This is a genomic window from uncultured Roseivirga sp. (genome assembly GCF_963973945.1).
In the GTDB taxonomy this organism is placed as follows: domain Bacteria; phylum Bacteroidota; class Bacteroidia; order Cytophagales; family Cyclobacteriaceae; genus Roseivirga.
The window spans coordinates 104,798-126,531 of sequence record NZ_CAXBBV010000001.1 but is presented as its reverse complement, the minus strand read 5'-3'; the positions used below and the strand labels follow the sequence as shown (position 1 = coordinate 126,531).

The 21,734-nt window shown below is 39.7% G+C and carries 21 protein-coding genes; 18 read left to right on the top strand and 3 right to left on the bottom strand.

Going from position 1 to position 21,734, the window contains the following annotated elements; genetic code table 11:
- Positions 1–119 precede the first annotated feature (119 nt).
- The 3 genes from AAC026_RS00660 (at position 120) to sdaAA (ending at position 2,856) form a co-directional block, all read left to right on the top strand.
- Positions 120–1,166 carry a histidine kinase gene (locus tag AAC026_RS00660; protein WP_339694076.1) on the top strand — a complete coding sequence of 349 codons (1,047 nt, stop codon included), beginning with the start codon at positions 120–122 and terminating at the stop codon, positions 1,164–1,166.
- Positions 1,163–1,873, top strand: coding sequence for a LytTR family DNA-binding domain-containing protein (locus AAC026_RS00655; protein WP_339694073.1), 711 nt, complete (start codon positions 1,163–1,165; stop codon positions 1,871–1,873). The genes AAC026_RS00660 and AAC026_RS00655 overlap by 4 nt, the downstream gene beginning before the upstream one ends.
- Before the next feature lie 77 nt (positions 1,874–1,950).
- Complete coding sequence (gene sdaAA, locus AAC026_RS00650) at positions 1,951–2,856, top strand: L-serine ammonia-lyase, iron-sulfur-dependent, subunit alpha (RefSeq protein WP_339694070.1); 906 nt, start codon at positions 1,951–1,953, stop codon at positions 2,854–2,856.
- Positions 2,857–3,017: 161 nt separating this feature from the next.
- Here the strand turns inward: sdaAA and AAC026_RS00645 are convergent, their stop codons facing one another.
- Genes AAC026_RS00645 through upp form a run of 3 tightly spaced genes read right to left on the bottom strand, consistent with a single transcriptional unit; the run spans position 3,018 to position 5,059 of the window.
- Positions 3,018–3,470, bottom strand: a complete 453-nt coding sequence (locus AAC026_RS00645) for a hypothetical protein (RefSeq protein WP_339606943.1) — start codon at positions 3,468–3,470, stop codon at positions 3,018–3,020.
- Positions 3,470–4,414 carry a calcium/sodium antiporter gene (locus AAC026_RS00640; protein WP_339694067.1) on the bottom strand — a complete coding sequence of 315 codons (945 nt, stop codon included), beginning with the start codon at positions 4,412–4,414 and terminating at the stop codon, positions 3,470–3,472. The genes AAC026_RS00645 and AAC026_RS00640 overlap by 1 nt, the downstream gene beginning before the upstream one ends.
- A gap of 3 nt (positions 4,415–4,417) precedes the next feature.
- On the bottom strand, positions 4,418–5,059 hold the full coding sequence (gene upp / locus AAC026_RS00635) for a uracil phosphoribosyltransferase (RefSeq protein WP_339694065.1): 642 nt from the start codon (positions 5,057–5,059) through the stop codon (positions 4,418–4,420).
- A gap of 131 nt (positions 5,060–5,190) precedes the next feature.
- Between upp and AAC026_RS00630 the strand changes: the two genes are divergently transcribed.
- The 15 genes from AAC026_RS00630 (at position 5,191) to AAC026_RS00560 (ending at position 21,621) form a co-directional block, all read left to right on the top strand.
- A complete protein-coding gene (locus AAC026_RS00630) occupies positions 5,191–6,105 on the top strand; it encodes a M20/M25/M40 family metallo-hydrolase (protein ID WP_339694063.1) in 915 nt (304 codons plus the stop codon).
- A gap of 29 nt (positions 6,106–6,134) precedes the next feature.
- A complete protein-coding gene (hpt, locus tag AAC026_RS00625; protein ID WP_339694060.1) occupies positions 6,135–6,674 on the top strand; it encodes a hypoxanthine phosphoribosyltransferase in 540 nt (179 codons plus the stop codon).
- A 45-nt stretch (positions 6,675–6,719) separates the two neighbouring features.
- Positions 6,720–7,298 carry an adenylate kinase gene (locus AAC026_RS00620; protein ID WP_339606938.1) on the top strand — a complete coding sequence of 193 codons (579 nt, stop codon included), beginning with the start codon at positions 6,720–6,722 and terminating at the stop codon, positions 7,296–7,298.
- Positions 7,299–7,424: 126 nt separating this feature from the next.
- Entirely contained in the window at positions 7,425–8,426 is a 1,002-nt protein-coding gene (gene obgE, locus AAC026_RS00615; RefSeq protein WP_339694057.1) for a GTPase ObgE, read from the top strand.
- Between the two features lie 111 nt (positions 8,427–8,537).
- Entirely contained in the window at positions 8,538–9,170 is a 633-nt protein-coding gene (locus AAC026_RS00610; protein WP_339606936.1) for a nucleotide exchange factor GrpE, read from the top strand.
- A gap of 1 nt (position 9,171) precedes the next feature.
- Complete coding sequence (dnaJ, locus tag AAC026_RS00605; RefSeq protein ID WP_339606935.1) at positions 9,172–10,290, top strand: molecular chaperone DnaJ; 1,119 nt, start codon at positions 9,172–9,174, stop codon at positions 10,288–10,290.
- Positions 10,291–10,414: 124 nt separating this feature from the next.
- The gene (locus AAC026_RS00600; protein ID WP_339606934.1) at positions 10,415–11,305 is read left to right on the top strand and encodes a hypothetical protein; all 891 of its coding nucleotides are present in this window, start codon (positions 10,415–10,417) and stop codon (positions 11,303–11,305) included.
- 150 nt (positions 11,306–11,455) lie between these two features.
- A complete protein-coding gene (locus AAC026_RS00595; protein ID WP_339606933.1) occupies positions 11,456–12,370 on the top strand; it encodes an ABC transporter ATP-binding protein in 915 nt (304 codons plus the stop codon).
- Positions 12,367–13,680, top strand: coding sequence for an ABC transporter permease (locus tag AAC026_RS00590; protein WP_339694054.1), 1,314 nt, complete (start codon positions 12,367–12,369; stop codon positions 13,678–13,680). Before AAC026_RS00595 ends, AAC026_RS00590 begins: the two co-directional genes overlap by 4 nt.
- A gap of 123 nt (positions 13,681–13,803) precedes the next feature.
- Entirely contained in the window at positions 13,804–15,042 is a 1,239-nt protein-coding gene (locus AAC026_RS00585; protein ID WP_339694051.1) for a pyridoxal-dependent decarboxylase, read from the top strand.
- A gap of 71 nt (positions 15,043–15,113) precedes the next feature.
- Entirely contained in the window at positions 15,114–16,334 is a 1,221-nt protein-coding gene (locus tag AAC026_RS00580) for an ATP-binding protein (protein ID WP_339694048.1), read from the top strand.
- Between the two features lie 174 nt (positions 16,335–16,508).
- A complete protein-coding gene (gene atpD / locus AAC026_RS00575; protein ID WP_339694045.1) occupies positions 16,509–18,020 on the top strand; it encodes a F0F1 ATP synthase subunit beta in 1,512 nt (503 codons plus the stop codon).
- 5 nt (positions 18,021–18,025) lie between these two features.
- On the top strand, positions 18,026–18,274 hold the full coding sequence (gene atpC, locus AAC026_RS00570; protein ID WP_053223906.1) for an ATP synthase F1 subunit epsilon: 249 nt from the start codon (positions 18,026–18,028) through the stop codon (positions 18,272–18,274).
- A 629-nt stretch (positions 18,275–18,903) separates the two neighbouring features.
- The gene (locus AAC026_RS00565; protein ID WP_339694042.1) at positions 18,904–21,018 is read left to right on the top strand and encodes a T9SS type A sorting domain-containing protein; all 2,115 of its coding nucleotides are present in this window, start codon (positions 18,904–18,906) and stop codon (positions 21,016–21,018) included.
- A 15-nt stretch (positions 21,019–21,033) separates the two neighbouring features.
- Positions 21,034–21,621: a hypothetical protein gene (locus AAC026_RS00560; RefSeq protein WP_339694039.1), complete on the top strand. Its 588-nt coding sequence runs from the start codon at positions 21,034–21,036 to the stop codon at positions 21,619–21,621.
- The last annotated feature ends 113 nt before the right edge of the window (positions 21,622–21,734 follow it).

Here is a 21,734-nt window from a genome sequence, read left to right as displayed (position 1 = left end):
CTCGTAAAAATCGACAACATGGACTTTTAAGGTAGAGGAAACTGAGATGTAGATTAAAACTTACCAACTATCGATTATTTGACTTTGAGTTGATGCTATCCTTCTCAAGACCACTGAAAATGGATACTTTAGGGCTAATGAAGCCCAACTTTTTAAAGAATCGTATTTTCTGGCTGAATTTCAGCTTTTGGCTGCTTTTCTTCAGCTATAAATTCTACGACTTTACGGTTTTTATGCCTGCTGAAACGGCCTTTGTGAGGATTGCCTTACCGATGTTCTTTCACATTATTCTGAGTTATACGCACTATTTTTTCATTCTACCCGATCTGCTCAGAAGTAAGAACATTAAGAAATACTTGCTAAAATTGGTCTTGGCCATTGCTGTGGTAATGTTCTTTCAAGTATTGGCTGAAAATGCTGTGCTCATAAAATATTCACCTTCTGATTATTATGAAACTTTTGGCTGGGCAAGGTTTGTAAGTACACTCTGGGATGAATTGAGCTTTATGATTTTCACGGGAATGATCAAGTTTGCGGTAGACTGGTTTGAATTGGAGAACAAAAAGCGTGAACTGGAAAACCAGAAATTAACCGCTGAACTCAATTACCTCAAAGCGCAAATTAACCCCCATTTTCTATTTAACACGCTCCACAACTTGAGTTATTTGACGCAGATTAAAAGTGATCAAGCCACTGAGGTGATTGTAAAACTGTCCAACATAATGCGTTACATGATTTACCATTCTAATAAACCTAAAGTGGCGCTATCAAAGGAAATCAACTATATCAAAGATTACTTGACACTGGAAGGCATTAGGCTCAATAATCGTTTTGAACTGAGTTTTGATACAAGTGAGGTGGATGAACAAATTGAAATTACACCCTTGATTTTCATTCCTTTTGTAGAAAACGCTTTCAAGCACGGCATTAGCGACCAACAAACCGAAAATTGGATTAAGGTGAAGCTTTCTTCCACTTTTGAGCAACTGATTTTTAAGGTTGAAAATAGTGTGAGCCCTGCCCAGAAAGAAAAAGATGCGCCTTCGGGTTTTGGTTTGAAGAATGTGGAAAGGCGGTTGGTGTTGAGCTATCCACATCAGCACCATTTAGAGATTCTACCAGAAAAGGAAAAGTTTAGTATTTCACTTAGCTTAGACTTGTCGTGAAGATTTGTTGTGTAATTATTGATGATGAGCCTTTTGCTCGTAAACTGCTCCTTGACTATTGCAGTAGGGTTCCGCAACTTTCTGTTTTGGGCGATTTCTCCAATGGTCTGGATGCGCTTTCCTTCCTCAACCATAATAAAGTGGACTTAATTTTCTTGGATATAAAAATGCCAGGAATTAGTGGAATCGATTTACTGAAAACGCTTGGTAATCGGCCTAAAGTGATTTTCACCACTGCTTTTGCCGAATATGCTATTGATGGTTTCGAATTGGATGCCATCGACTATTTGCTGAAACCTTTTGATTTACCTCGTTTTTTAAAGGCGATAAACAAGGCATTCACTTCTTTTCTAATTGAAAAACCTACCAGTTCATTAAACAATTCGTCCCAAGATGACTTCCTATTTGTGAAGGATGGACGAGACTTGGTGAAAGTACAGCTGGACAATATTTTATATATCAAAGGGCAAAAGGACTATGTGATGTTTATTACGAAAAGCCGAAAGATTATGAGCTTGATGAACATGAAAGATTTGGAACAAGATCTTATTAAAAAAGCCTTTGTCAGAATTCATCAATCCTATATTATCAATACCCAGCATATTGAATTAGTGGCAAGCGACAAAGTAAGGGTCAACAGTGAATATCTTCCTGTAAGCCAAACCTATCGATTGACATTTAGAGAGTATTTAGGCAAACACAAGTGAGTTCAGTTTTAGCTTAGTAAATACTTATTCCATCCTTTGCTTAAATTCCCTTAGCTTTGTAAAAAAGGTATACAGTTATGAGCTTTCTTTTCGATGATTTTAAAGGTTGGAAGTCCTATTGTGAAGCCAACGACATGAAGCTTTTTGAACCCGTAATTGAATACGAGGTGCAGCAAAAGCAACGTGATGAAGAATTCATTTGGGCGAGTTTGGAGAACGCCTATACGGTGATGAAAGAGGCCGTACAAACAGGCCTCACAGAGGATATGACTTCTCGGTCAGGCATGATCAATAACGGAGCAAAGAAAGTATACAACCACCCTGTTACCGTTTTGAGTAAAGAATTTCAAGTGTTGATTTCTCGTGCACTGGCTGCTAAGGAAGTGAACTCATGCATGGGGCGCGTTGTAGCAGCTCCCACCGCAGGTGCTTCGGGAATTATCCCTGGTGTTCTAGTTACCTTCCAAGAGTTACATGATGTATCAGACCGTAAGATTCACGAAGGTCTTTTGGTAAGTGCAGGTATCGCTTTGATTATGGAAAAACGTGCTTCCATTGCTGGTGCAGTGGGCGGTTGCCAAGCCGAAACAGGTAGCGCAGCAGCAATGGCTTCTGGTGCCATTGTGTATTGCTTAGGCGGCTCAATCGACCAAGTTTTTAATGCAGTGGCCATCACCATTCAGTGTATGCTAGGTTTAATATGCGACCCTGTTGCTGGTTTGGTGGAAGTGCCTTGTGTGGTGCGAAATGCGAGTGCAGCTGCCATTGCCAATAGTTCGGCACAAATAGCATTGGCCAACGTAAATGCCGTGATTCCGGTAGATGAATGTGTGGAGGCCATGGGCGAAGTAGGCCAAAGTATGGAAACACGCTACAAAGAAACTGCCTTGGGAGGCTTGGCTGCAACCATTACTGGTCAAGCCATTTCAAAAAAGGTATTGATTCAGGACATTGAAATGTTACCTGATGAGGGAGAGGAGTAAGGAATTTCTTCTTTTAAGGCGGTCTGACCTTCGGTACCGACCGATTACTCGATGGACTACTTTTAGGTCGGCACCGAAGGTCAGACCTGTATATCAATCTTATGCCTCACCTCGCCAGCGAGGGGAATAGTTATCTCAAGAATGCTTCCTAGTATTCAATACTACCTCGAATTAATCAAGCCCAAATCAATTAGCCAATCCACTGAAAATGTCCAGACAATAGACCAAAACAGCCCAAAAATAAACATATAGAAAAAGACTTGCTTGCGAGGAGCACCTACAGTTGAAACTAAAAGAGAACCACCCACTGGAGATAGGATTAGAGGGGTAAGAAAGCAGGTGCCAATAATGCCATACTTCGTCCAAATTTTTACCATTCTGCGGCTTTGGGGTGAAAATTTGCCTTTCTTTCTAATGAAAATAGGTAGCACATTCTTTTTTATTTTCTCTCCTAAAAAAGAGAATAAGACAACACTGGTCATTAGTCCGGCCATGGTAATAATGATGATTTCTAACGGACTCATGCCTACGTTCGGCCCTAATAAAGGGGGAAGAATTGACTTGAGACAAGCCAACAAATAAATACCAAAATAGGTAAAGACTTTTTCTAGCATTACTTCAGTAAGAAAAATACATACAAGAGATACGATGCAATCAGAATAATTCCTGAGGGCATTCCCAGTCTTTTACGGATAATCATTAAAGGAAGGATAAGTACTGTAATGCCGATCATCCAAGGGAAGTCGGTGTGTAAAATATCCATGTTTACCGAAAGCGGCTTGATGATACTTGTAATGCCTATTATAGAAAGTATATTGAAAATATTGGAGCCCAATAAATTTCCTAAAGCAAGATCCGTTTCTCCTTTTCTGGCGGCAATAACAGAGGTGAAAAGCTCAGGTAAGCTAGTGCCCAAAGCCAATACAGTAAGCCCTATAACCCGCTGCGACACACCTAAATCCACGGCAATTTCTTCGGCACCACCAATAAACCAATCCGCCCCAAAGTATAGACAAAGAATACCTAAACCAACTTGAAAAAGGTCTTTAGTAATACCCCATTTTTCTAGCTTGTCTTTCGGTTCTTCAACATCTAGCTTAATCTGCTCTTTACGTGTAGTATAAAGCAAAGACCCCAAATAAATAACCAAAAGGATGACTAGAATTGTGCCCTCCATACTGGTGATCATGCCGTTGTAGGCAAAAATATATAAGAGAATAGATGCCCCTAAAGTAACAGGCCAGTCTCTTCGGGCACTGTCTTTTTTTATGGGAATAAAACCGAAAAGAGCCGCAGTACCCAGTACTAATGCCAAGTTGGAAATGTTGGAGCCAATTACGTTACCTAAAGCAAAATCCGGAGCGCCTTTTAGTGCTGAGTTTAAGCTAACCAAGAGCTCTGGTGCCGATGTACCAAAAGCCACTACAGTAAGGCCAACCACCAAGCTACTTACGTTAAATCGCAAGGCCAATTTAGATGATCCCTTTACAAGAATTTCACCTCCTACAATAAGGGTAGCTAAACCCAAAACAAGAATTAGTATAGTATTCAGAAGCATGAATTAAAGTTTTGACCCGAATGAAAGATCACCTGCATCGCCCAAACCGGGCACTATATATGATTTATCGTTTAGTTTTTCGTCAACCGCCCATGTCCATAACTCATGTTTTACCTTGATGTTATTTTTTAAGTATTCAATACCCTCTGGCGCAGCAATTACCGAAGCTAAATGAATTGTGGATGGAGTGCCATGTTTCAGGATTTGATTTAAACTAGAAACAAGTGACTTACCTGTAGCCAACATTGGGTCGATCAAAATTAAGGTCTTGTCATTTATGTTAGGCGCTGCTGTGTACTCTAGTGCTACCTCTATATTGTCCGTTTCCTCTTTTCGCCAAGCACCAATAAAACCTACTTCGGCATTGTCGAATACTTCTAAGAAACCATTCATAAATGGTATGGCTGCTCTTAAAATAGAAACTAAGGCAATTGAATCACTAATGGTTTGTTCCGAAGTCTTGGCCAGTGGCGTTTGAATTTCAGTCGTTTTGTAGGCCAAACTTTTAGAGATTTCATAAGCCATTAAAGTACCAAGTCGCTGAAGGTTGGTTCTAAAACGTAAGCGGTCGGTTTGCACCTCAATGTTTCTGAGTTCAGCCAAATAGTTATTGGCAATGCTATTCGATGTATTGAGTATTCTCATTCAATTTGAAATTCGCTGCAAATTTAATGGAAACATTTGCTCGTTTCGACAATATGGGTTGAAAGGTGAATTTGCATGACAATCCTAGGCTATGACAAAAGACCAACTTAATTTTGGCCAAACTCTCAATTATGGACTTCAAACTGCTTAAAACACTTTGTCAAATTCATGCACCTTCTGGAAACGAAGTAGCAATGAAAGAGTTCATCCTAAATTATGTAGAGGTGAATGCTTCTAAATGGAAAACTAAACCAGAAGTGATTTTTGGGGATGAATTTCAAGACTGCGTAATGCTTAAGTTTGGTACACCTCGAACTGCCATTTTTGCTCATATGGACAGTATTGGTTTTACAGTGCGCTACAACGATCAGTTAGTGGCCATTGGCGGACCGAAAGCAGAGACAGGATATAAGTTGGTAGGGCATGATGCAATGGGGCCCATTGAATGCGAATTGTTTGAAGATGATGGGCACCTTTATTACAAATTCCCAAGAGGTATTGAACGAGGAACAGAGCTCGTCTTTAAGTGTGATTTTCGTGAAGATGATGAATACATTCAGTCTTGTTATATGGACAACCGCTTGGGGGTATTCAATGCATTAAAAGTAGCGGAGACTTTAGAAGATGGAGTAATTGCTTTTGGCTGTTGGGAAGAACACGGAGGAGGAGCTGTACCATATTTGGCCAAACACATGTATGAGCAATGGGGAGTAAAACAGGCCTTAATTTCAGATATTACTTGGGTAACCGAAGGCGTTCCGCATGGTCAAGGCGTAGCCATTTCAATGCGCGACAGAAATATTCCGCGCAGAAGTTATATACAGAAAATCATCAAAATTGCTGTAGAATCAGGTATTGACTTTCAACTTGAGGTAGAAGGCGCTGGCTCTAGCGATGGCCGTGAACTTCAGCTTTCTCCATACCCTTTCGACTGGTGTTTTGTTGGTGCGCCCGAAGATCATGTGCACAGCCCAGACGAAAAAGTGCACAAGCACGACATCGATTGCATGATTGCTTTGTACAAAGTGCTGATGGAGCGATTGTAATTATTAACTTGCGCCAAAATTTACTACCTGTGAATACAATCAAAGTTCGCGATAAGGAATTTGAGGTTTATTTAAACGAATCTGAAATCCAAAAACGCATTGCAGAAATAGGCGATGAAATGAATGAGGAGTATGCCAATAAAAATCCATTGTTCATTGGCATTTTGAATGGCTCATTTATGTTCGCTAGTGATCTGATGAAGGCCGTAAATGTGCCTTCCGAAATTGCCTTTATTAGAATGGCTTCATACAAAGGCATGGAAAGTACTGGGGCTGTAAAGCAAGTGTTGGGGCTGCAAGAAAACGTATTTGGGAGGCACCTTGTTCTTATAGAGGATATTGTAGATTCTGGCCTTACAATGGATCAAGTAATTAAGTTTTTTCAGGAAAGAGGCCCCAAATCCATACGAGTAGCTACACTTTTGCTTAAGCCAGAAAAGCTTGAAAAAGACCTCAAACTGGACTACGTAGGCTTTGAAATTCCCGAGAAATTCGTTGTAGGGTATGGCCTTGATTATAACGGCCATGGCCGAAATCTTAAAGATATTTATCAATTGAAGGGAGCCTAAAAATTTCCTTCACTATATTTGAAGCCTCAAAATCTAATTTGGTAAATGGTTAATATAGTTTTATTCGGCCCTCCAGGAGCGGGGAAAGGTACACAAAGCGAAAACATCATTAAAAAGTACGGGCTGAAGCACATTTCCACAGGAGATTTATTCAGAAAGCATTTAGGAGAAGGTACTGAGCTGGGCAAAAAAGCTCAAGGCTTTATGGACAACGGTAAACTCGTTCCAGACGAAGTGGTGATAGGTATGGTGGGCGAAACTATAAAAGAATATAAAACTGCTCCGGGTTTTATTTTCGATGGTTTTCCTAGAACTGTAGCACAAGCCGAGGCTTTAGATGAGCTTTTGATGAAGTACAACACCACCATTTCTTGTATGATAATGCTTGAAGTGCCAGTTGAAGAGTTGAAAAAGCGTTTATTAGAAAGAGGTAAAACTTCAGAACGCGCAGACGATCAAAACGAAGAAAAAATTAATGTAAGAATTCAGGAGTACAACAATAAAACGGTACCTGTTGCTGAGTTCTACGCTAAACAAAATAAAATCTGTAAAGTAAACGGAGTAGGCTCCATTGATTCAATTTTTGGACAGATCGAAAAGGCAATTGATAAGCAATACGCTTAATACTTACAGGAAAATTAGTAATTTGAAGATGGTCACTTTCGGGTTGATCATCTTTTTTGTTTTCATAAATACAGTGAGTTCTATTTGTTAAGACTCTTTAAGTTGAACACATATTAAATACGCATTATGGCCAGTTCCAATTTTATTGATCACGTCAGACTTTATTGCCGATCGGGCAATGGAGGCGCAGGCGCTGTACACATGCGTAGAGAAAAACACGTACCAAAAGGTGGTCCAGATGGCGGTGATGGTGGTCGTGGTGGTCATATTATTCTCAGAGGAAGCTCAAACCTTTGGACCTTACTCCATTTACGTTACCAAAAACATGTTTTTGCTCAAAATGGTGAAGGAGGTTCTGGGCACGGAAGTACTGGAGCTGACGGGAAAGATATCATTCTAGAGGTACCATTGGGCACTGTAGCACGTGATGCCGAAACCAATGAGATTGTCTGTGAAATTACCGAGCATAACGAAGAAATTATACTTGCCAAAGGTGGTCGTGGAGGTTTAGGTAATCAACATTTTAATACCTCAACCAACCAAACACCTCGCTATGCACAACCGGGCGAGGCAGGTATTGATACTATTTTTGTACTTGAGCTTAAGCTTTTGGCCGATGTAGGTTTGGTAGGCTTTCCAAATGCTGGTAAATCTACTTTGCTCTCGGTGCTTTCAGCAGCAAAACCAGAGATTGCAGATTACCCGTTTACCACACTTGTTCCGAATTTAGGAGTTGTGCCTTACCGTGATCATCGTTCGTTTGTGATGGCAGATATACCCGGTATTATCGAAGGCGCTGCTGAAGGAAAGGGCTTGGGTTTAAGGTTTTTGAGGCATATTGAAAGGAATTCCCTATTGTTGTTTTTGGTGCCAGCCGATGCCGATGACGTAGCGAAGGAGTATGAAATTCTATTAGGTGAGCTTACCAAATATAACCCTGAACTCTTAGACAAGGAACGTGTTTTGGCCATTTCTAAAACCGACATGTTGGATGAACAAATGATTGAAGAAATGAAGGCAATGCTGCCTAAAACTCTTCCAACACTTTTCATTTCTTCCGTAGCCCAAATAGGTTTGCAAGAACTGAAAGACCTGCTTTGGAGCAAGTTGAATCCATCTAAATCCTAGATGTAAAACTGCCATTTAATTTACCTCATTCTTTCTGGCTTATGTCAGAATGACACAAAACTACGCTTGGCAATATAATTGCAGCCGAGCGTCTGTTTTTAAGGAGGTAAAATGGCGAGAATAAGAAAAATGTTTTCGGCATTTTTAAAAACTGATAAAGAATCGATGAAGAAGAAAAACAAAGCGCAAGAGAACGAAGAGGTAGTAAATGAAAATGTTGCTACTGAAGAGGCAGAGAAGGATGAGACTGCTGAAGCGCAGAATGAAGAAATAGAAGAGCCAATTGAGTTAACTGCCGAAGAAAAATTAACCATTGAAGTTGCCGAGGCAAAAGATAAATACTTAAGGCTTTATTCAGAGTTCGAGAACTTCAGAAGAAGAAATGCTAAAGAAAGAATAGAGTTGATTAAAACGGCCTCTCAAGATTTAATGGCTGATTTGATTCCAACCATAGACGATTTTGAAAGAGCTCAGCAGGCTAATCAAAAGCAAGAAGATATTGAAGCAGTAAAAGAGGGCTTCGAACTAATTCATAAAAAGCTTTTGAAAACCCTAGAATCTAAAGGGCTAAAGCTCATGAATACAGAAAAAGGAACCGCTTTTGATGCCGATTTGCATGAAGCTGTGACGCAGTTCCCTGTTGAAGAAGAAGAATTAAAAGGTAAGATTATAGATACCGTTGAAAAGGGCTATTTCTTAGGAGAAAAAGTGGTTCGTTTCGCAAAGGTGGTGATAGGAGCATAAGATGGCAAAAAGAGACTACTACGACATATTAGGGGTTAGTAAAGGCGCAACTGACGATGAGCTGAAAAAGGCATATCGTAAAATGGCCATTAAATATCACCCCGATAAAAATCCAGATAACCCTGAAGCAGAAGACAAGTTTAAGGAAGCTGCCGAGGCGTATGAAGTATTGAGCAACGCAGACAAGCGTGCGCAATATGATCGTTTCGGACATGATGGCATGCGCGCAGGTGCAGGCGGTCAGGGTGGCGGCATGAACATGGACGACATCTTCTCACAGTTCGGAGATATCTTTGGAGGTGGAGGCGGTAGTCCGTTCGAAAGCTTCTTTGGTGGAGGTGGCGGCAGAAGCCGTCAGCGTAAAGGTTCTAACCTACGCATAAAACTAAAGCTCACGCTTGACGAAATTGCTGAAGGTGTTGAAAAGAAAATTAAAGTAAACCGGTTGGTAAATGCCAGCGGGGTTACTTTCAAAACCTGCCCTACTTGTGGTGGCTCTGGCCAACAAAAGAAAGTAGTAAATACCATGTTGGGACAAATGGTTTCGGCCAGCACTTGTTCAACTTGTCATGGTAGCGGAAAAATCATTGATCAACGCCCTCCAGGAGTTGATAGCACTGGTTTGGAAATGAAAGAAGAAATCATTCCAATCAAAATACCAGCAGGCGTAGCCGAAGGAATGCAACTTTCAATGTCGGGCAAAGGTAATATGGCACCCGGTGGCGGAGTTGCTGGTGACCTATTGATTGTTATTGAAGAAAAAGAGCACGAAGAACTAAAAAGAGACGGCAACAATGTGTTGTACGATCTTTACATCAGCTTTACAGAGGCAGCCTTGGGTACCAGTATAGAAGTGCCAACCATTGATGGTAAAGTGCGGATTAAAGTAGACGCTGGAACTCAAAGTGGGAAGATTCTTCGCTTAAGAGGTAAAGGAATTAAAGACCTTAACGGTTATGGAAAGGGTGATCAGCTTATACATTTGAATGTTTGGACACCTAAAAAACTAACCTCAGAAGAACGCGAAATGCTGGAGAAGCTAAGTAAGTCGGACAACATGAGACCAAATCCAGAAAAAGGAGAAAAAGGCTTTTTTGAAAAGGTAAAAGAGTTTTTCTAGAGAGATTTAAAATACCCGTTTATATTTGAGGAGTCGATGGAAATCGACTCTTTTTTTGTTTGTATTAAAAATCAAGAATTTTTTCGTTTTGCAACCCTATCCTTCACAACTCGTATTCAAGTCCATGTATAGGGTAATATTGCTGGCAATTGTAAGTATTGGAATTGCAGAAATGAATGTGTGGGGTCAAACAAAAACTCATTTTACAGTGCAGGACGATGCTTCTTGCGAAAAAATCAATTTCTATCTTAAAGCCAGTTCAGGCACTTGTGAAATCCGGACCAGAAATGGTGACACTCCAATTAATATAATGGGCTTGTGTGAAGAGGAGTATGTAACTCCTGAATTTGGTCAGCAAATGGAAGGGAATGTGCTTAACGCTTGGCTGAATTTAAATGATAGCGGTAAAGAAGGCTTTACCAGCAAACTCTCTAAGATTTTTGGGCGAAAATCCACAGACCCTAAGAACTACTGGAATGTTTATTTAACTCATTTCAAACCCTATAATCTCGATTTAAATTATGGAGTTGGAAAGGCCTACATAGACCTTTCAAATATAGCTGTCGAGAAAATGAAAATTACCTCTGGTAATGCACACGTAAAAGTTGGCTACCATTCTAAAATGGAGAACTTGATTGAAATGGACACCTTTATGGTGAACGTAGATTTGGGTGATGTGGAAATTGATCGGCTAAATATGGCAAGAGCAAGAACTGTAATTGCCGAAGTGGGCTTTGGAACATTGACCATGAACTTTGATCAAAGTCCAGAATTGGCCAGTGAAATCTGGGTACGTGTTGGAGCAGGTAGTCTTTCTATTAATCTTCCTGAAGAAGAAATTCCAATGATGATCCGAATTAAGGATACATCGTTCCGAAAACTTAAAATACCAAGCAGCTTTGTGTCAATCCGCGACAATGTATTTGTCAACTCTGCTTACAAAGAAGATTCTCCTAACCTTCTGACTTTTAATATCGACCTATCAATGGGCAACGTGGTTTTTGCCAAGAACTAAAAAGACCGAAGTCTCAAAAATCCACAAATCGATCACATCTTCCGTTCAGCAGGTTCTTAACTAGAATTAGGATTTCAATTTTAATCTTGTGTTACTTTTAAAGGTGCATAGTACCGATTAACTTTAAAGTATTCACAAAACCTGAAAACCTTGAATATACTCGAAGCCAATCACATCTCGAAAAGCTATGCCGAGCATAGAGCTTTGAACGATGTGAGCATAAGCATTCCCAAGCAATCTATTTTTGGCCTTTTAGGGCCAAATGGAGCGGGAAAAACCACACTCATCAGAATCATCAACCAAATCATCATGGCAGATGAAGGCGAAGTTCTCATTAATGGAGAAAAGCTTCACCCCCGTCATGTAGAAATTATCGGTTATTTGCCCGAAGAGCGAGGTCTGTACAAAAAAATGAAAGTAGGCGAACAGCTTATGTATTTGGCGCAGCTCAAAGGCATGTCAAAATCTGAAGCAAAAGCCAAAATCAAAAAATGGTTAGAAAAGCTTAACCTTACAGAATGGGCAGGCCAAAAAGTAGAAGATCTTTCGAAGGGCATGGCTCAGAAAATCCAGTTTATAGCCACTGTAATTCACGAACCGCAACTACTAATTCTTGATGAGCCTTTTTCAGGTTTTGATCCTGTAAATGCAAACTTGATTAAAGATGAAATTCTTGAGTTGAGAGAAAAAGGAGCTACGGTCATTTTTTCTACCCACAGAATGGAGTCTGTAGAGCAGCTTTGTGAGCACATTGCGATGATCCATAAATCTGAAAAAATTCTTGATGGCACTAAAAAGGAAATCAAGAACTCATTCCGATCAGATAAATACAAAGTAGAGTATAAGGGTGATTTTTCTGGTTTGGGTGCAGAGTATGAGCTATTAGACACCAAGCATCTAGAAGATGGTTTTTATGAAGCCGTTATTCAATCGAAAAATGGACATAACCCGAACCATTTATTAAGTCAACTAATTGCTAAAACCGAAGTGCATTCGTTTGTAGAAGTCATTCCTTCGGTAAACGATATTTTTATTTCAATTGTGGAAGGAGGGAACAAAAAATGAAGCAGATATTTTTAGTACTCAAAAGAGAATACAGTACAAGGGTAAAGAAAAAGTCTTTTTTACTAGCTACCATTCTTATTCCTCTAATTTTTCCAGCCGTTATTTTCGGAATTGTATACTTTGCTACGAGCGACAGTGACTCCAGTTCAAAAGAAGTGTATGTGCTCGATGAAAGCGGCTATTTTCAAGACTCATTCAGTAATACTGGGTATACATATACCTATTTATCTGGTAATCTGGATGAAGCAAAAGAAAAGCTTCAAGAAAATAACGTCTATGGATTAATTCATATTCCTGAAATAGACCTTGACGATGCTTCCAAAACACGCTACAGCGATTTTTCATTTTACTCAGAAACCAACCCTGGTAATCAGGCCATGAAGGGTTTCGAATCTGAGATAAAACGAGAGTTGGAAGCAGTTAAATTAGATAGGTCAGGTTTAGACCCTGCGGTAATCAACTCGCTTAAAGTTAACGTCAATCTAAACTCCTTTAATTTAACTGAATCTGGAGAGGCCAAAGAGAGCAACACAGACTTGAGTTCCGCTGTTGGGTATGTGTTCGGCTTCTTGATCTACATGTTTATTTTCATCTATGGTAGCCAAATTATGCAGTCTGTATTAGATGAGAAAACGAGTAGAATTGTAGAGGTAATTGTATCCTCTGTGCGTCCTTTCCAACTGATGATGGGTAAGGTTTTGGGTGTTGGTGCTGTTGGGGTTACACAGCTTCTTATCTGGATTGTACTAATGGTTACGCTTTTTTCAGTAGGCATTTCAGCGTTAGGAGGAGGTATGGAAGCTATGGCGGGTCAAATGCCAGCAGATGTTGATATGACTCAGAACCAAGAAATGGCCGCTAATATTCAGGGAATGCTTAATACCATTCCAGTAGCTCAGATTGTTGTCTCTTTCTTGTTTTACTTCTTAGGTGCTTACTTCCTTTATGGTGCATTATATGCTGCCATAGGTTCAGCTGTAGATAGTATTCAAGATGCTCAGCAATTTATGTTACCAATTATGCTACCTATTATCGCGGGTATTGTCTCGTTAACATTTGTGCTACAAGACCCACATAGTACTATGGCCGTCACATTGTCTATGATTCCGTTTACATCGCCTATTGTAATGATGGCTCGATTGCCTTTTGGAGTTCCTACTTGGCAGCTGCTGCTTTCAATGGCGTTGCTCGTGTTAGGTTTTATCGCTACTATTTGGATTGCTGGAAGAATCTATCGTGTAGGTATATTAATGTACGGTGCAAAAGTAAATTGGAAGACCATTGCCAAATGGTTTACCATGAAAGTGTAGAACGAAGACTTATGGATCTATCAAAGCCTGACTGTATAGCAGTCGGGCTTTTTTGTTTTGACAAATTGATTGTGCCAATTCTATAAAAAAAGAGAAATTTGCACCTTCGAATAAATAAAGCTTATGTATTGGGAAAGTTACTCACATCAGAAAATTAAGGAAATCGTATTTGGCGCTTTAGAGCAGAATTTGGACTACAGAGAGAAGCCAGTTTTGGGTTTGCCTGCCTCTTATTTAGATACTGAGGTTTTTTACAACGATGCTCCTTTTTTGAAAGATGCGCCTTTCCTTACAGCACTCATTGCCAACCCTAATCACATTGGTTGCCACACTTTGAATGAGTCGGAAGCGGCTTTTGAAGGCACTCATAAAATTGAAAAGGAACTGATTGACCTTTGTGCGCAGCAGGTTTTTGAAGGTGGAAGCGAAGAGTTTGATGGCTATGTAGCATCTGGAGGCACAGAAGCAAATATTCAAGCCATATGGATTTTGAAGCGTTACTTCGAAACAGAATTTAAGGCAACCCCCAATGAAATTGGTGTCATTTTTTCAGAAGATGCTCACTATTCAATGCCCAAGGCGTGTAACCTGTTGAGCTTGAATTCATATGTGTCTAAAGTGGATGATGTAACCAGAAGGGTAACTAAGTCAAGTATTGAAACTTGTGTTGAAAATGCCAGAAAAGATGGAGTAAAACACTTCATTGTTATTATGAACATGTCAACCACCATGTTTGGCTCGGTAGATGACATCAATGAAATTACAGGCTGGCTAGATGATTTAGATACAAACTATATGGTGCATATTGATGGCGCTTTTGGTGGATATATCTATCCATTCGCTACCGATAACTTAGACTATACTTTTCAAAACTCGAAAATCAATTCCTTTACCTTAGATGGCCATAAAATGCTTCAGTCGCCTTATGGTACGGGCATTTATTTGACCCGAAAAGGCTTTATGGAATACGCACTTACAGAAGAAGCCAATTACGTAAAAGGGAAAGATTATACTTTAGTGGGCAGTCGCTCTGGTGCCAACGCCATAGCCGTTTGGATGATTATGCGTACTTATGGTGCCGAAGGGTGGAAGGCCAAAATCAAGCAGCTGCTATCTAAAACCGATCGCCTTTGTGGAAACCTTGACGAACGTGGAATTGAATATTTCCGTAATCCTAAAATGAACATTGTCACCATTCGAGATAAGTATGTATCGGCTGCTTTGGCTAAAAAATATATGCTTGTGCCAGACGTCCACAATGAGAATGTGAAATGGTGGAAAATTGTAGTGATGGATCACGTAAGACAAGGAGTGATCGATAGCTTTTTAAACGATTTAGATGCCGAGTTGAAGCCCAGTTAGAAACAACACTTCTAAATAAAGAATGGGGCTGTGATTATACATTGATTCGTCTAATTTTCGTTACTTCCCATATGCAAAATCCGTTCAAGGGTTCTTTAGGTATAGACTTTTACACTAACCAATCCACAATAAAATATATTGTATTGGTTGTAGCAGCTATAATTGGTGTAGGCTCAATTATTTATACCACGCAGCTTGTAAATGTTTTAAAAGAAAGAGAAAGAGAGAACATTAAACTTTGGGCCAAGGCGGTTGAGTTCTCTACCGTAGCAGACGGTGGCTCTCTCAACTTCATTACTGATAATATTATTCGCCCAGATAACTCACTGCCCGTTATAATACTTGATTCAGCTACCAGTGAGATTCTAACTACCAGAAATGTTCAGTTTGATAGTTCCTTAAATCAAGATCAAATTGATGACTACCTGAATAAAGTACTCAATCAAATGAAGGCCGAAAATGATCCGCAACCCATTTTAATCAGAGACCGGCCTGGAAGTAAAATTGTGAGCGTTCAGTATGTGTACTTCAGAAATTCTCGGCTTTTACGACAGCTCAGTGCTTATCCTTATATCCAGCTTTCGGTAATTGCCGTCTTTGCATTCATTGCTTATTTAGCTTTCAGCTATTCTCGTAAAGCTGAGCAAAACCGTGTTTGGGTGGGCTTGGCCAAAGAAACAGCACATCAATTAGGAACCCCACTTTCATCGCTGATGGCTTGGGTAGAATATTTAAGAGAACTTCCGCAGATGGAAGATAGGCATGACATTATTATCGAACTTAATAAAGATGTTCAGCGCCTAGAAATGATTACCTCTCGTTTTTCTAATATAGGCTCAAATCCAGTGTTGAAAAATGAAGAAGTGTCGGAGGTAATAGAGGAAACAATTGCATACTTAAAGCCCAGGGTTTCTTCCAAGGTTGCTTTTGTTATTGATGCCGATGCACCACACCTTTCGGCTAAAATGAACCGCCCTCTCTTTGAGTGGGTAGTAGAAAATATTGTAAAGAACGGAGTCGATGCAATGAGTGGTATTGGAAAAATCACCATTACCATTGGTCAAGAGTCAGAAGGAATGGTGTTTATAGATATTGCCGATGACGGAAAAGGAATAGCGAAAGGCAAGATAAAGGAAGTGTTTAAACCAGGGTTTACCACCAAAAAGCGTGGCTGGGGCTTGGGCTTAACATTGGTGAAACGAATAATTGAAAACTACCACATGGGAAAAATATTTGTAAAGGCCTCTAGTGCCGATGTGGGTACGGTATTCAGAATTGTACTTAAAGATTAACACGCGTATTATCTTGTTTAAAGAGTAATTGCGGCTATCTTGTTTTAAATAGAGTATGTGTCAATATTTTGACTTCCATTTTCTTCATAAGCCTTTGGTTTAATCGAGATTAGACCTACCTTTGCGCCAAGAAAAGTAAACCGCATTTTTCCTATCTAGATAAAAAAATTAAGAATGGCAAATATTGGAAAGATCACCCAGGTTATTGGGCCAGTAGTGGACGTTAGCTTCGATGCTGAAGGATCAAAATTACCAAACATCCTTGATGCATTGGAAGTGACCAAAGAAAACGGTCAAAAAATTGTTTTAGAATGTCAGCAACATTTAGGTGAAAACCGTGTAAGAACCATTGCTATGGATTCTTCTGAAGGTCTAACAAGAGGTACTGATGTTTTAGATACTGGCAAACCGATCGCTATGCCAATTGGAGACGACATCAAAGGTCGTTTGTTCAATGTAGTAGGTGAGGCCATTGATGGTATTCCACAACCAAAAGGAGACAGAAGATTACCTATTCATAGGGCTGCTCCTAAATTCGAAGATTTATCTACTTCAACCGAAGTATTATTCACTGGAATTAAAGTAATCGACCTTATTGAGCCTTATGCAAAGGGTGGTAAGATTGGTTTGTTCGGTGGAGCAGGTGTTGGAAAAACAGTATTGATTCAAGAGCTTATTAACAACATTGCAAAAGGCCATGGTGGACTTTCTGTATTTGCTGGTGTAGGTGAAAGAACTAGAGAAGGAAATGACTTGCTTCGCGAAATGATTGAGTCAGGAATTGTAACCTATGGTGACGATTTCTTGCATTCAATGGAAGAAGGCGGTTGGGATCTTTCAAAAGTAGACCAAGAAAAATTAGCCGAGTCTAAAGCAACTTTCGTGTTCGGTCAAATGAACGAGCCTCCAGGTGCAAGAGCAAGAGTAGCGCTTTCAGGTCTTACTATTGCTGAGTACTTCCGTGATGGTGATGGCGAAGGACAAGGGAAAGACATTCTATTCTTTATTGATAACATCTTCCGATTTACCCAAGCAGGTTCTGAGGTGTCGGCTCTATTAGGTCGTATGCCATCTGCGGTAGGTTACCAGCCAACATTGGCTACCGAAATGGGAGCGATGCAAGAAAGAATTACATCAACTAAAAATGGTTCAATTACTTCAGTACAGGCTGTTTATGTACCTGCGGATGATTTAACTGACCCTGCTCCAGCTACAACATTTGCTCACTTGGATGCTACTACTGTACTTTCAAGAAAAATTGCTGAGCTAGGTATTTACCCTGCGGTAGATCCTTTGGATTCAACTTCAAGAATTTTGACTGCTGACATTCTTGGCGATGAGCACTATGATTGTGCACAGCGTGTAAAAGAAACGCTTCAGCGTTATAAAGAACTTCAAGACATTATCGCCATCCTTGGTATGGACGAATTGTCTGACGAAGATAAATTGATCGTATCGCGTGCAAGACGTGTACAAAGATTCCTTTCACAGCCATTCCACGTGGCAGAGCAGTTTACTGGTCTAAAAGGAGTTTTAGTAGACATTAAAGACACCATCAAAGGTTTCAACGAAATCATGGATGGTAAGCATGACGATCTTCCAGAAGCAGCTTTCAACCTTGTAGGAACTATTGAAGAAGCAAGAGCGAAAGGTGAGAAATTGATGGCTGAGGCTTCTAAATCATAATGACTATGTTACTCGAAATCGTAACACCAGATAAAAAAGTATTTGAAGGCGAAGTGAGTTCTGCTACTTTCACTGGTGCAGAAGGCGAATTCCAAGTATTGTCGAATCACGCCCCAATGATCAGTGCTTTAGGCAAAGGCCGAGTAAGTATTACTGCCTCAGGTAAAGTAGAGAACTTGATTATTGACGGTGGTGTTGTTGAGGTTTTGAATAACAACGTAATCGTACTAGCAGAATCTGTTATAGAAGGTTAAACAGCCTTTAAGAATATTTGAAAAGCCTCTTTGAGAAATCAGAGAGGCTTTTTTGATTTTATATCTGATTGCCTCTGAAATGTAATTAATTTTTACCTTTAACTTGATAAGGTCAGTTATCGTTAGAGTCAGATTTTGCTTGACGGTAGTAATTAAGTAGGACAATCTCCACGACTTGTTCCAAAGGTAATAAACCAGGTAGTTAGCAATAGATACCTTGAGTGGTCACCAATTAGGTTTGAAGTTTAAAACGAGGTTCTCTTGGTGTTTATTGAGGCTAGCAGAACAACAAACTGGAACAAAGCTATAACTGAAAGTGAGTCGGACTTTTTAAGTATGTAGATGTGGTTATTCTATAAAGGACAGGCAAATTTAATAAAAAAATGAGCTAAGATTATCTAGTTAACACTTTCTTAATTAATATTTTTGGTTAACTTGGATAGTCCAATGTTATATTTTTTCATATGATGGACAGGTTAGTCATAAAATCAAGCTCTTTTTTATTTTTATTTCTCTTTCTAGTTTTCTCTTATACTACCGAAGCTCAAGTTAGGGGTTACAGAACCAATCCCTCTGAATTCAAGAAATTGAAAGTACGCACTCCTAAGAAGGATAAAAAGATTACACGAATGCCCAAATTCAATTTGGCTCAGGTCCTTCAAGAAGAACAAGATAATTTATCAAGCGTAGCACCTAGATTTGGCAAGGGCTTTAAGGTGGATTTGAAACTCAAAGATGGACAATGGGAAAATGTGGAAGGAGGTAGGCTCTGGACATTAGGAATTTCATCTGAAAATGCATACTCAATAAATCTAATTTTCAATGAATTCTACCTTCCAAAGGGTGCGGAATTTTATATGTATAACGATGAAAACACAATGCTTTACGGGCCTTATACATTTTCAGATAATAGAAAAAATGGTAGACTTTCAACGGACTTGATTAAAGGTGCTAGTATAACACTGGAGTTATTTGAACCAACAGAAGTTCAGGGACAAACAAAGATAAGTGTAGAAAGGGTTGTGCATGGCTATGTAAACATGTTTGAGCAATCTGGCTCTCCTGGTGTTATAGATACCTGTCATATTGATGTTAATTGCCCGGAAGGTGACCCATTTAAGGATCAATCTGATGCCGTTGCCATGATATTAACTGGATATGGGGAAAGGTTTGGCACAGGCACTTTAATCAACAATACGGGAAGCACATTAAAACCTTATATTCTTACAGCATTTCATAATATGGATGAGGGGACAAAAGTAATTCCACGCGATCTTCTTCTGAGTCAAGCAGAAAAGGATGCGGCTGAAGATTGGGTCTTTAGGTTTCAATACAAAAGCCCTAGTTGTGATGGAGGAGATGATTTCAATTTTATTACATATAATGGTTCTACTTTTAGGTCAGGTTGGGCGTATACAGATTTTCTCCTTGTTGAGATGGATCAAGTACCAAACATACATGTTAACTACGCTGGTTGGAGTCGTGGCACACTGCCAGCATCATCTTCAGTAGGCCTCCATCACCCCAGAGGAAATGTGATGAAACTTGCAAAAGACTTTCAGGCGGCTACGAGTGTAGCTGAAACTGCGCTTGGTCCAGATTTGAATTTTTGGCAGACTACATGGGAGTTGGGTAGAACTGAACCTGGGTCATCTGGCAGCGCATTATTCAATCAAGATGGTTTGATTGTTGGCCAACTACTTGGAGGGAAACCGGCTGCCTGTGGTGAACCACGAAGACGAAGTGCCTATGGTAAAATTGATATATCTTGGCTTGGGGGTGGAACGGCAGATACACGTTTAAGTAATTGGCTTGATCCTATCAATACAGGGCAATTGACCAAAGGAATGAGAAAATTAATTGATATTCAAGTGGCAAATCCACTTGTTTGTGACATCAGCGCAAGTAGTCCCACAACATTTTCTTTGACCAGCAACCCTACGGGAGCTACGATTAATTGGTCCGTGGATTCAAATCTTAGTATAGTCTCTGGTCAAGGAACAAATAGCATTGCTGTAAAAGCAGTTAATTCTGGATATTCTGGGTTAGGAGAAGTTAGCGTAGCCATAACGGATACTGATGGAACAGTAGAAAGGAGCAAATCCATTTGGGTGGGTAAGCCGAGTGCTCCTATAGATGATATTCTCGGCCCTATAAGTGTCGATGGCAGTAGCGTTGTTATTTATAATGGAAGTAAAGCAGATGGCGCAACATCTTATGATTGGGCATTGCCGTATCCTTTTCAGGTGGTGTCCTATTTAAGTACGGCTGACAATTGGCAAATGGAATTGACAACTACTTATCAACAATTACTGGCTTATACGGGTATGGATGAGAATGATGGATATGTCCAGTTAAGAGGGCTCAATAGTTGTGGTTATGGGGGAGCCAAGATTCTATGGGTAGATCACTCGGGTATTTTGGGAGGGCCTGGAGGCGGAGGGCAGCAGCAGCGATCTATAACAACGGATGATGGAATTTTGGTATACCCTAATCCCGCTACAACAAGCACGACCATTGAATTGACAGCAGAGGGGAGCACTATTTCGAACGGATTAGCTCCGACCCAAATTTTGGGAATACGCGTCTTAGATTCTCAAATGACTGAGAGAATTGTAAGATTTTATAAGAAGGGTGTTAAAAAAACCGACATTAGTGTATCGAAACTCGAATTAGGTATTTACACTATAGTGGTATTAACAGATGCAGGAACTTTCACAAAAAAACTAATGATTGATAATTAATTAAAAATTTGAATCATGAAATATTTAAAAATAAAATTACTTCTGAGTGTTCTCTTGACTGTTTTTCTTACGTCTTGTGATTCGGACAACCCATTGCCTGAAGGGGTTTTACCAGAGATCAATGGTGGTCATCAGGCAAGCGTAGTAGATAGGGACATTGTTTTTCACTACGGTCTTTTCAATGTTGAAGGCGAAGCTTCTACCTCATTTAAAAAGGATGAGGAGATTTATTTTAGTTTCTGGGTAGAGAATAAAGGCAACATTGACTATGATTTGGTCCGACCAGAAGTTCGTAAATTTATGGATGTCTTTCATAAAAAGGGCATAGATGACAGTGATTTGATTGCTACAAAATTCACATCATTTTGTGAACAGAAGTATATAGAATATAAAATTGAAAAAAAATCAATTGCCAAATTCCCTGCTATTCCATGGTATGATTCCGGAAGACATGTTTTTTGCGGATACAGCGAAGGTGAGCCCCTTGAAGTAGGTGATTATTTTACTACTATCAAAAAAACGTTTGAATATTTTGATTCTGAGCGCAAACGTTACGTGGCAGATGAGATAAATTTGAGGGTAGATTTTGAGGTTATAGAGTAATTAAATAGCTAAACAGAATTAAAGCCTCTTTGAGAAATCAGAGAGGCTTTTTTGATTTTTACTGCATAGTGTTTTCATGTTTTTTAACTATTACGTTATATTGTTTCCTTAAA

Excerpts from the sequence above, each read along its gene's own strand:
- AAC026_RS00660 (WP_339694076.1), top strand. The coding sequence starts at position 120 with ATGGATACTTTAGGGCTAATGAAGCCCAACTTTTTAAAGAATCGTATT.
- sdaAA (WP_339694070.1), top strand. The coding sequence starts at position 1,951 with ATGAGCTTTCTTTTCGATGATTTTAAAGGTTGGAAGTCCTATTGTGAA.
- AAC026_RS00645 (WP_339606943.1), bottom strand. The coding sequence starts at position 3,470 with ATGCTAGAAAAAGTCTTTACCTATTTTGGTATTTATTTGTTGGCTTGT.
- AAC026_RS00640 (WP_339694067.1), bottom strand. The coding sequence starts at position 4,414 with ATGCTTCTGAATACTATACTAATTCTTGTTTTGGGTTTAGCTACCCTT.
- upp (WP_339694065.1), bottom strand. The coding sequence starts at position 5,059 with ATGAGAATACTCAATACATCGAATAGCATTGCCAATAACTATTTGGCT.
- AAC026_RS00630 (WP_339694063.1), top strand. The coding sequence starts at position 5,191 with ATGGACTTCAAACTGCTTAAAACACTTTGTCAAATTCATGCACCTTCT.
- AAC026_RS00620 (WP_339606938.1), top strand. The coding sequence starts at position 6,720 with ATGGTTAATATAGTTTTATTCGGCCCTCCAGGAGCGGGGAAAGGTACA.
- obgE (WP_339694057.1), top strand. The coding sequence starts at position 7,425 with ATGGCCAGTTCCAATTTTATTGATCACGTCAGACTTTATTGCCGATCG.
- AAC026_RS00610 (WP_339606936.1), top strand. The coding sequence starts at position 8,538 with ATGGCGAGAATAAGAAAAATGTTTTCGGCATTTTTAAAAACTGATAAA.
- dnaJ (WP_339606935.1), top strand. The coding sequence starts at position 9,172 with ATGGCAAAAAGAGACTACTACGACATATTAGGGGTTAGTAAAGGCGCA.
- AAC026_RS00600 (WP_339606934.1), top strand. The coding sequence starts at position 10,415 with ATGTATAGGGTAATATTGCTGGCAATTGTAAGTATTGGAATTGCAGAA.
- AAC026_RS00590 (WP_339694054.1), top strand. The coding sequence starts at position 12,367 with ATGAAGCAGATATTTTTAGTACTCAAAAGAGAATACAGTACAAGGGTA.
- AAC026_RS00585 (WP_339694051.1), top strand. The coding sequence starts at position 13,804 with ATGTATTGGGAAAGTTACTCACATCAGAAAATTAAGGAAATCGTATTT.
- AAC026_RS00580 (WP_339694048.1), top strand. The coding sequence starts at position 15,114 with ATGCAAAATCCGTTCAAGGGTTCTTTAGGTATAGACTTTTACACTAAC.
- atpD (WP_339694045.1), top strand. The coding sequence starts at position 16,509 with ATGGCAAATATTGGAAAGATCACCCAGGTTATTGGGCCAGTAGTGGAC.
- atpC (WP_053223906.1), top strand. The coding sequence starts at position 18,026 with ATGTTACTCGAAATCGTAACACCAGATAAAAAAGTATTTGAAGGCGAA.
- AAC026_RS00565 (WP_339694042.1), top strand. The coding sequence starts at position 18,904 with ATGCCCAAATTCAATTTGGCTCAGGTCCTTCAAGAAGAACAAGATAAT.
- AAC026_RS00560 (WP_339694039.1), top strand. The coding sequence starts at position 21,034 with ATGAAATATTTAAAAATAAAATTACTTCTGAGTGTTCTCTTGACTGTT.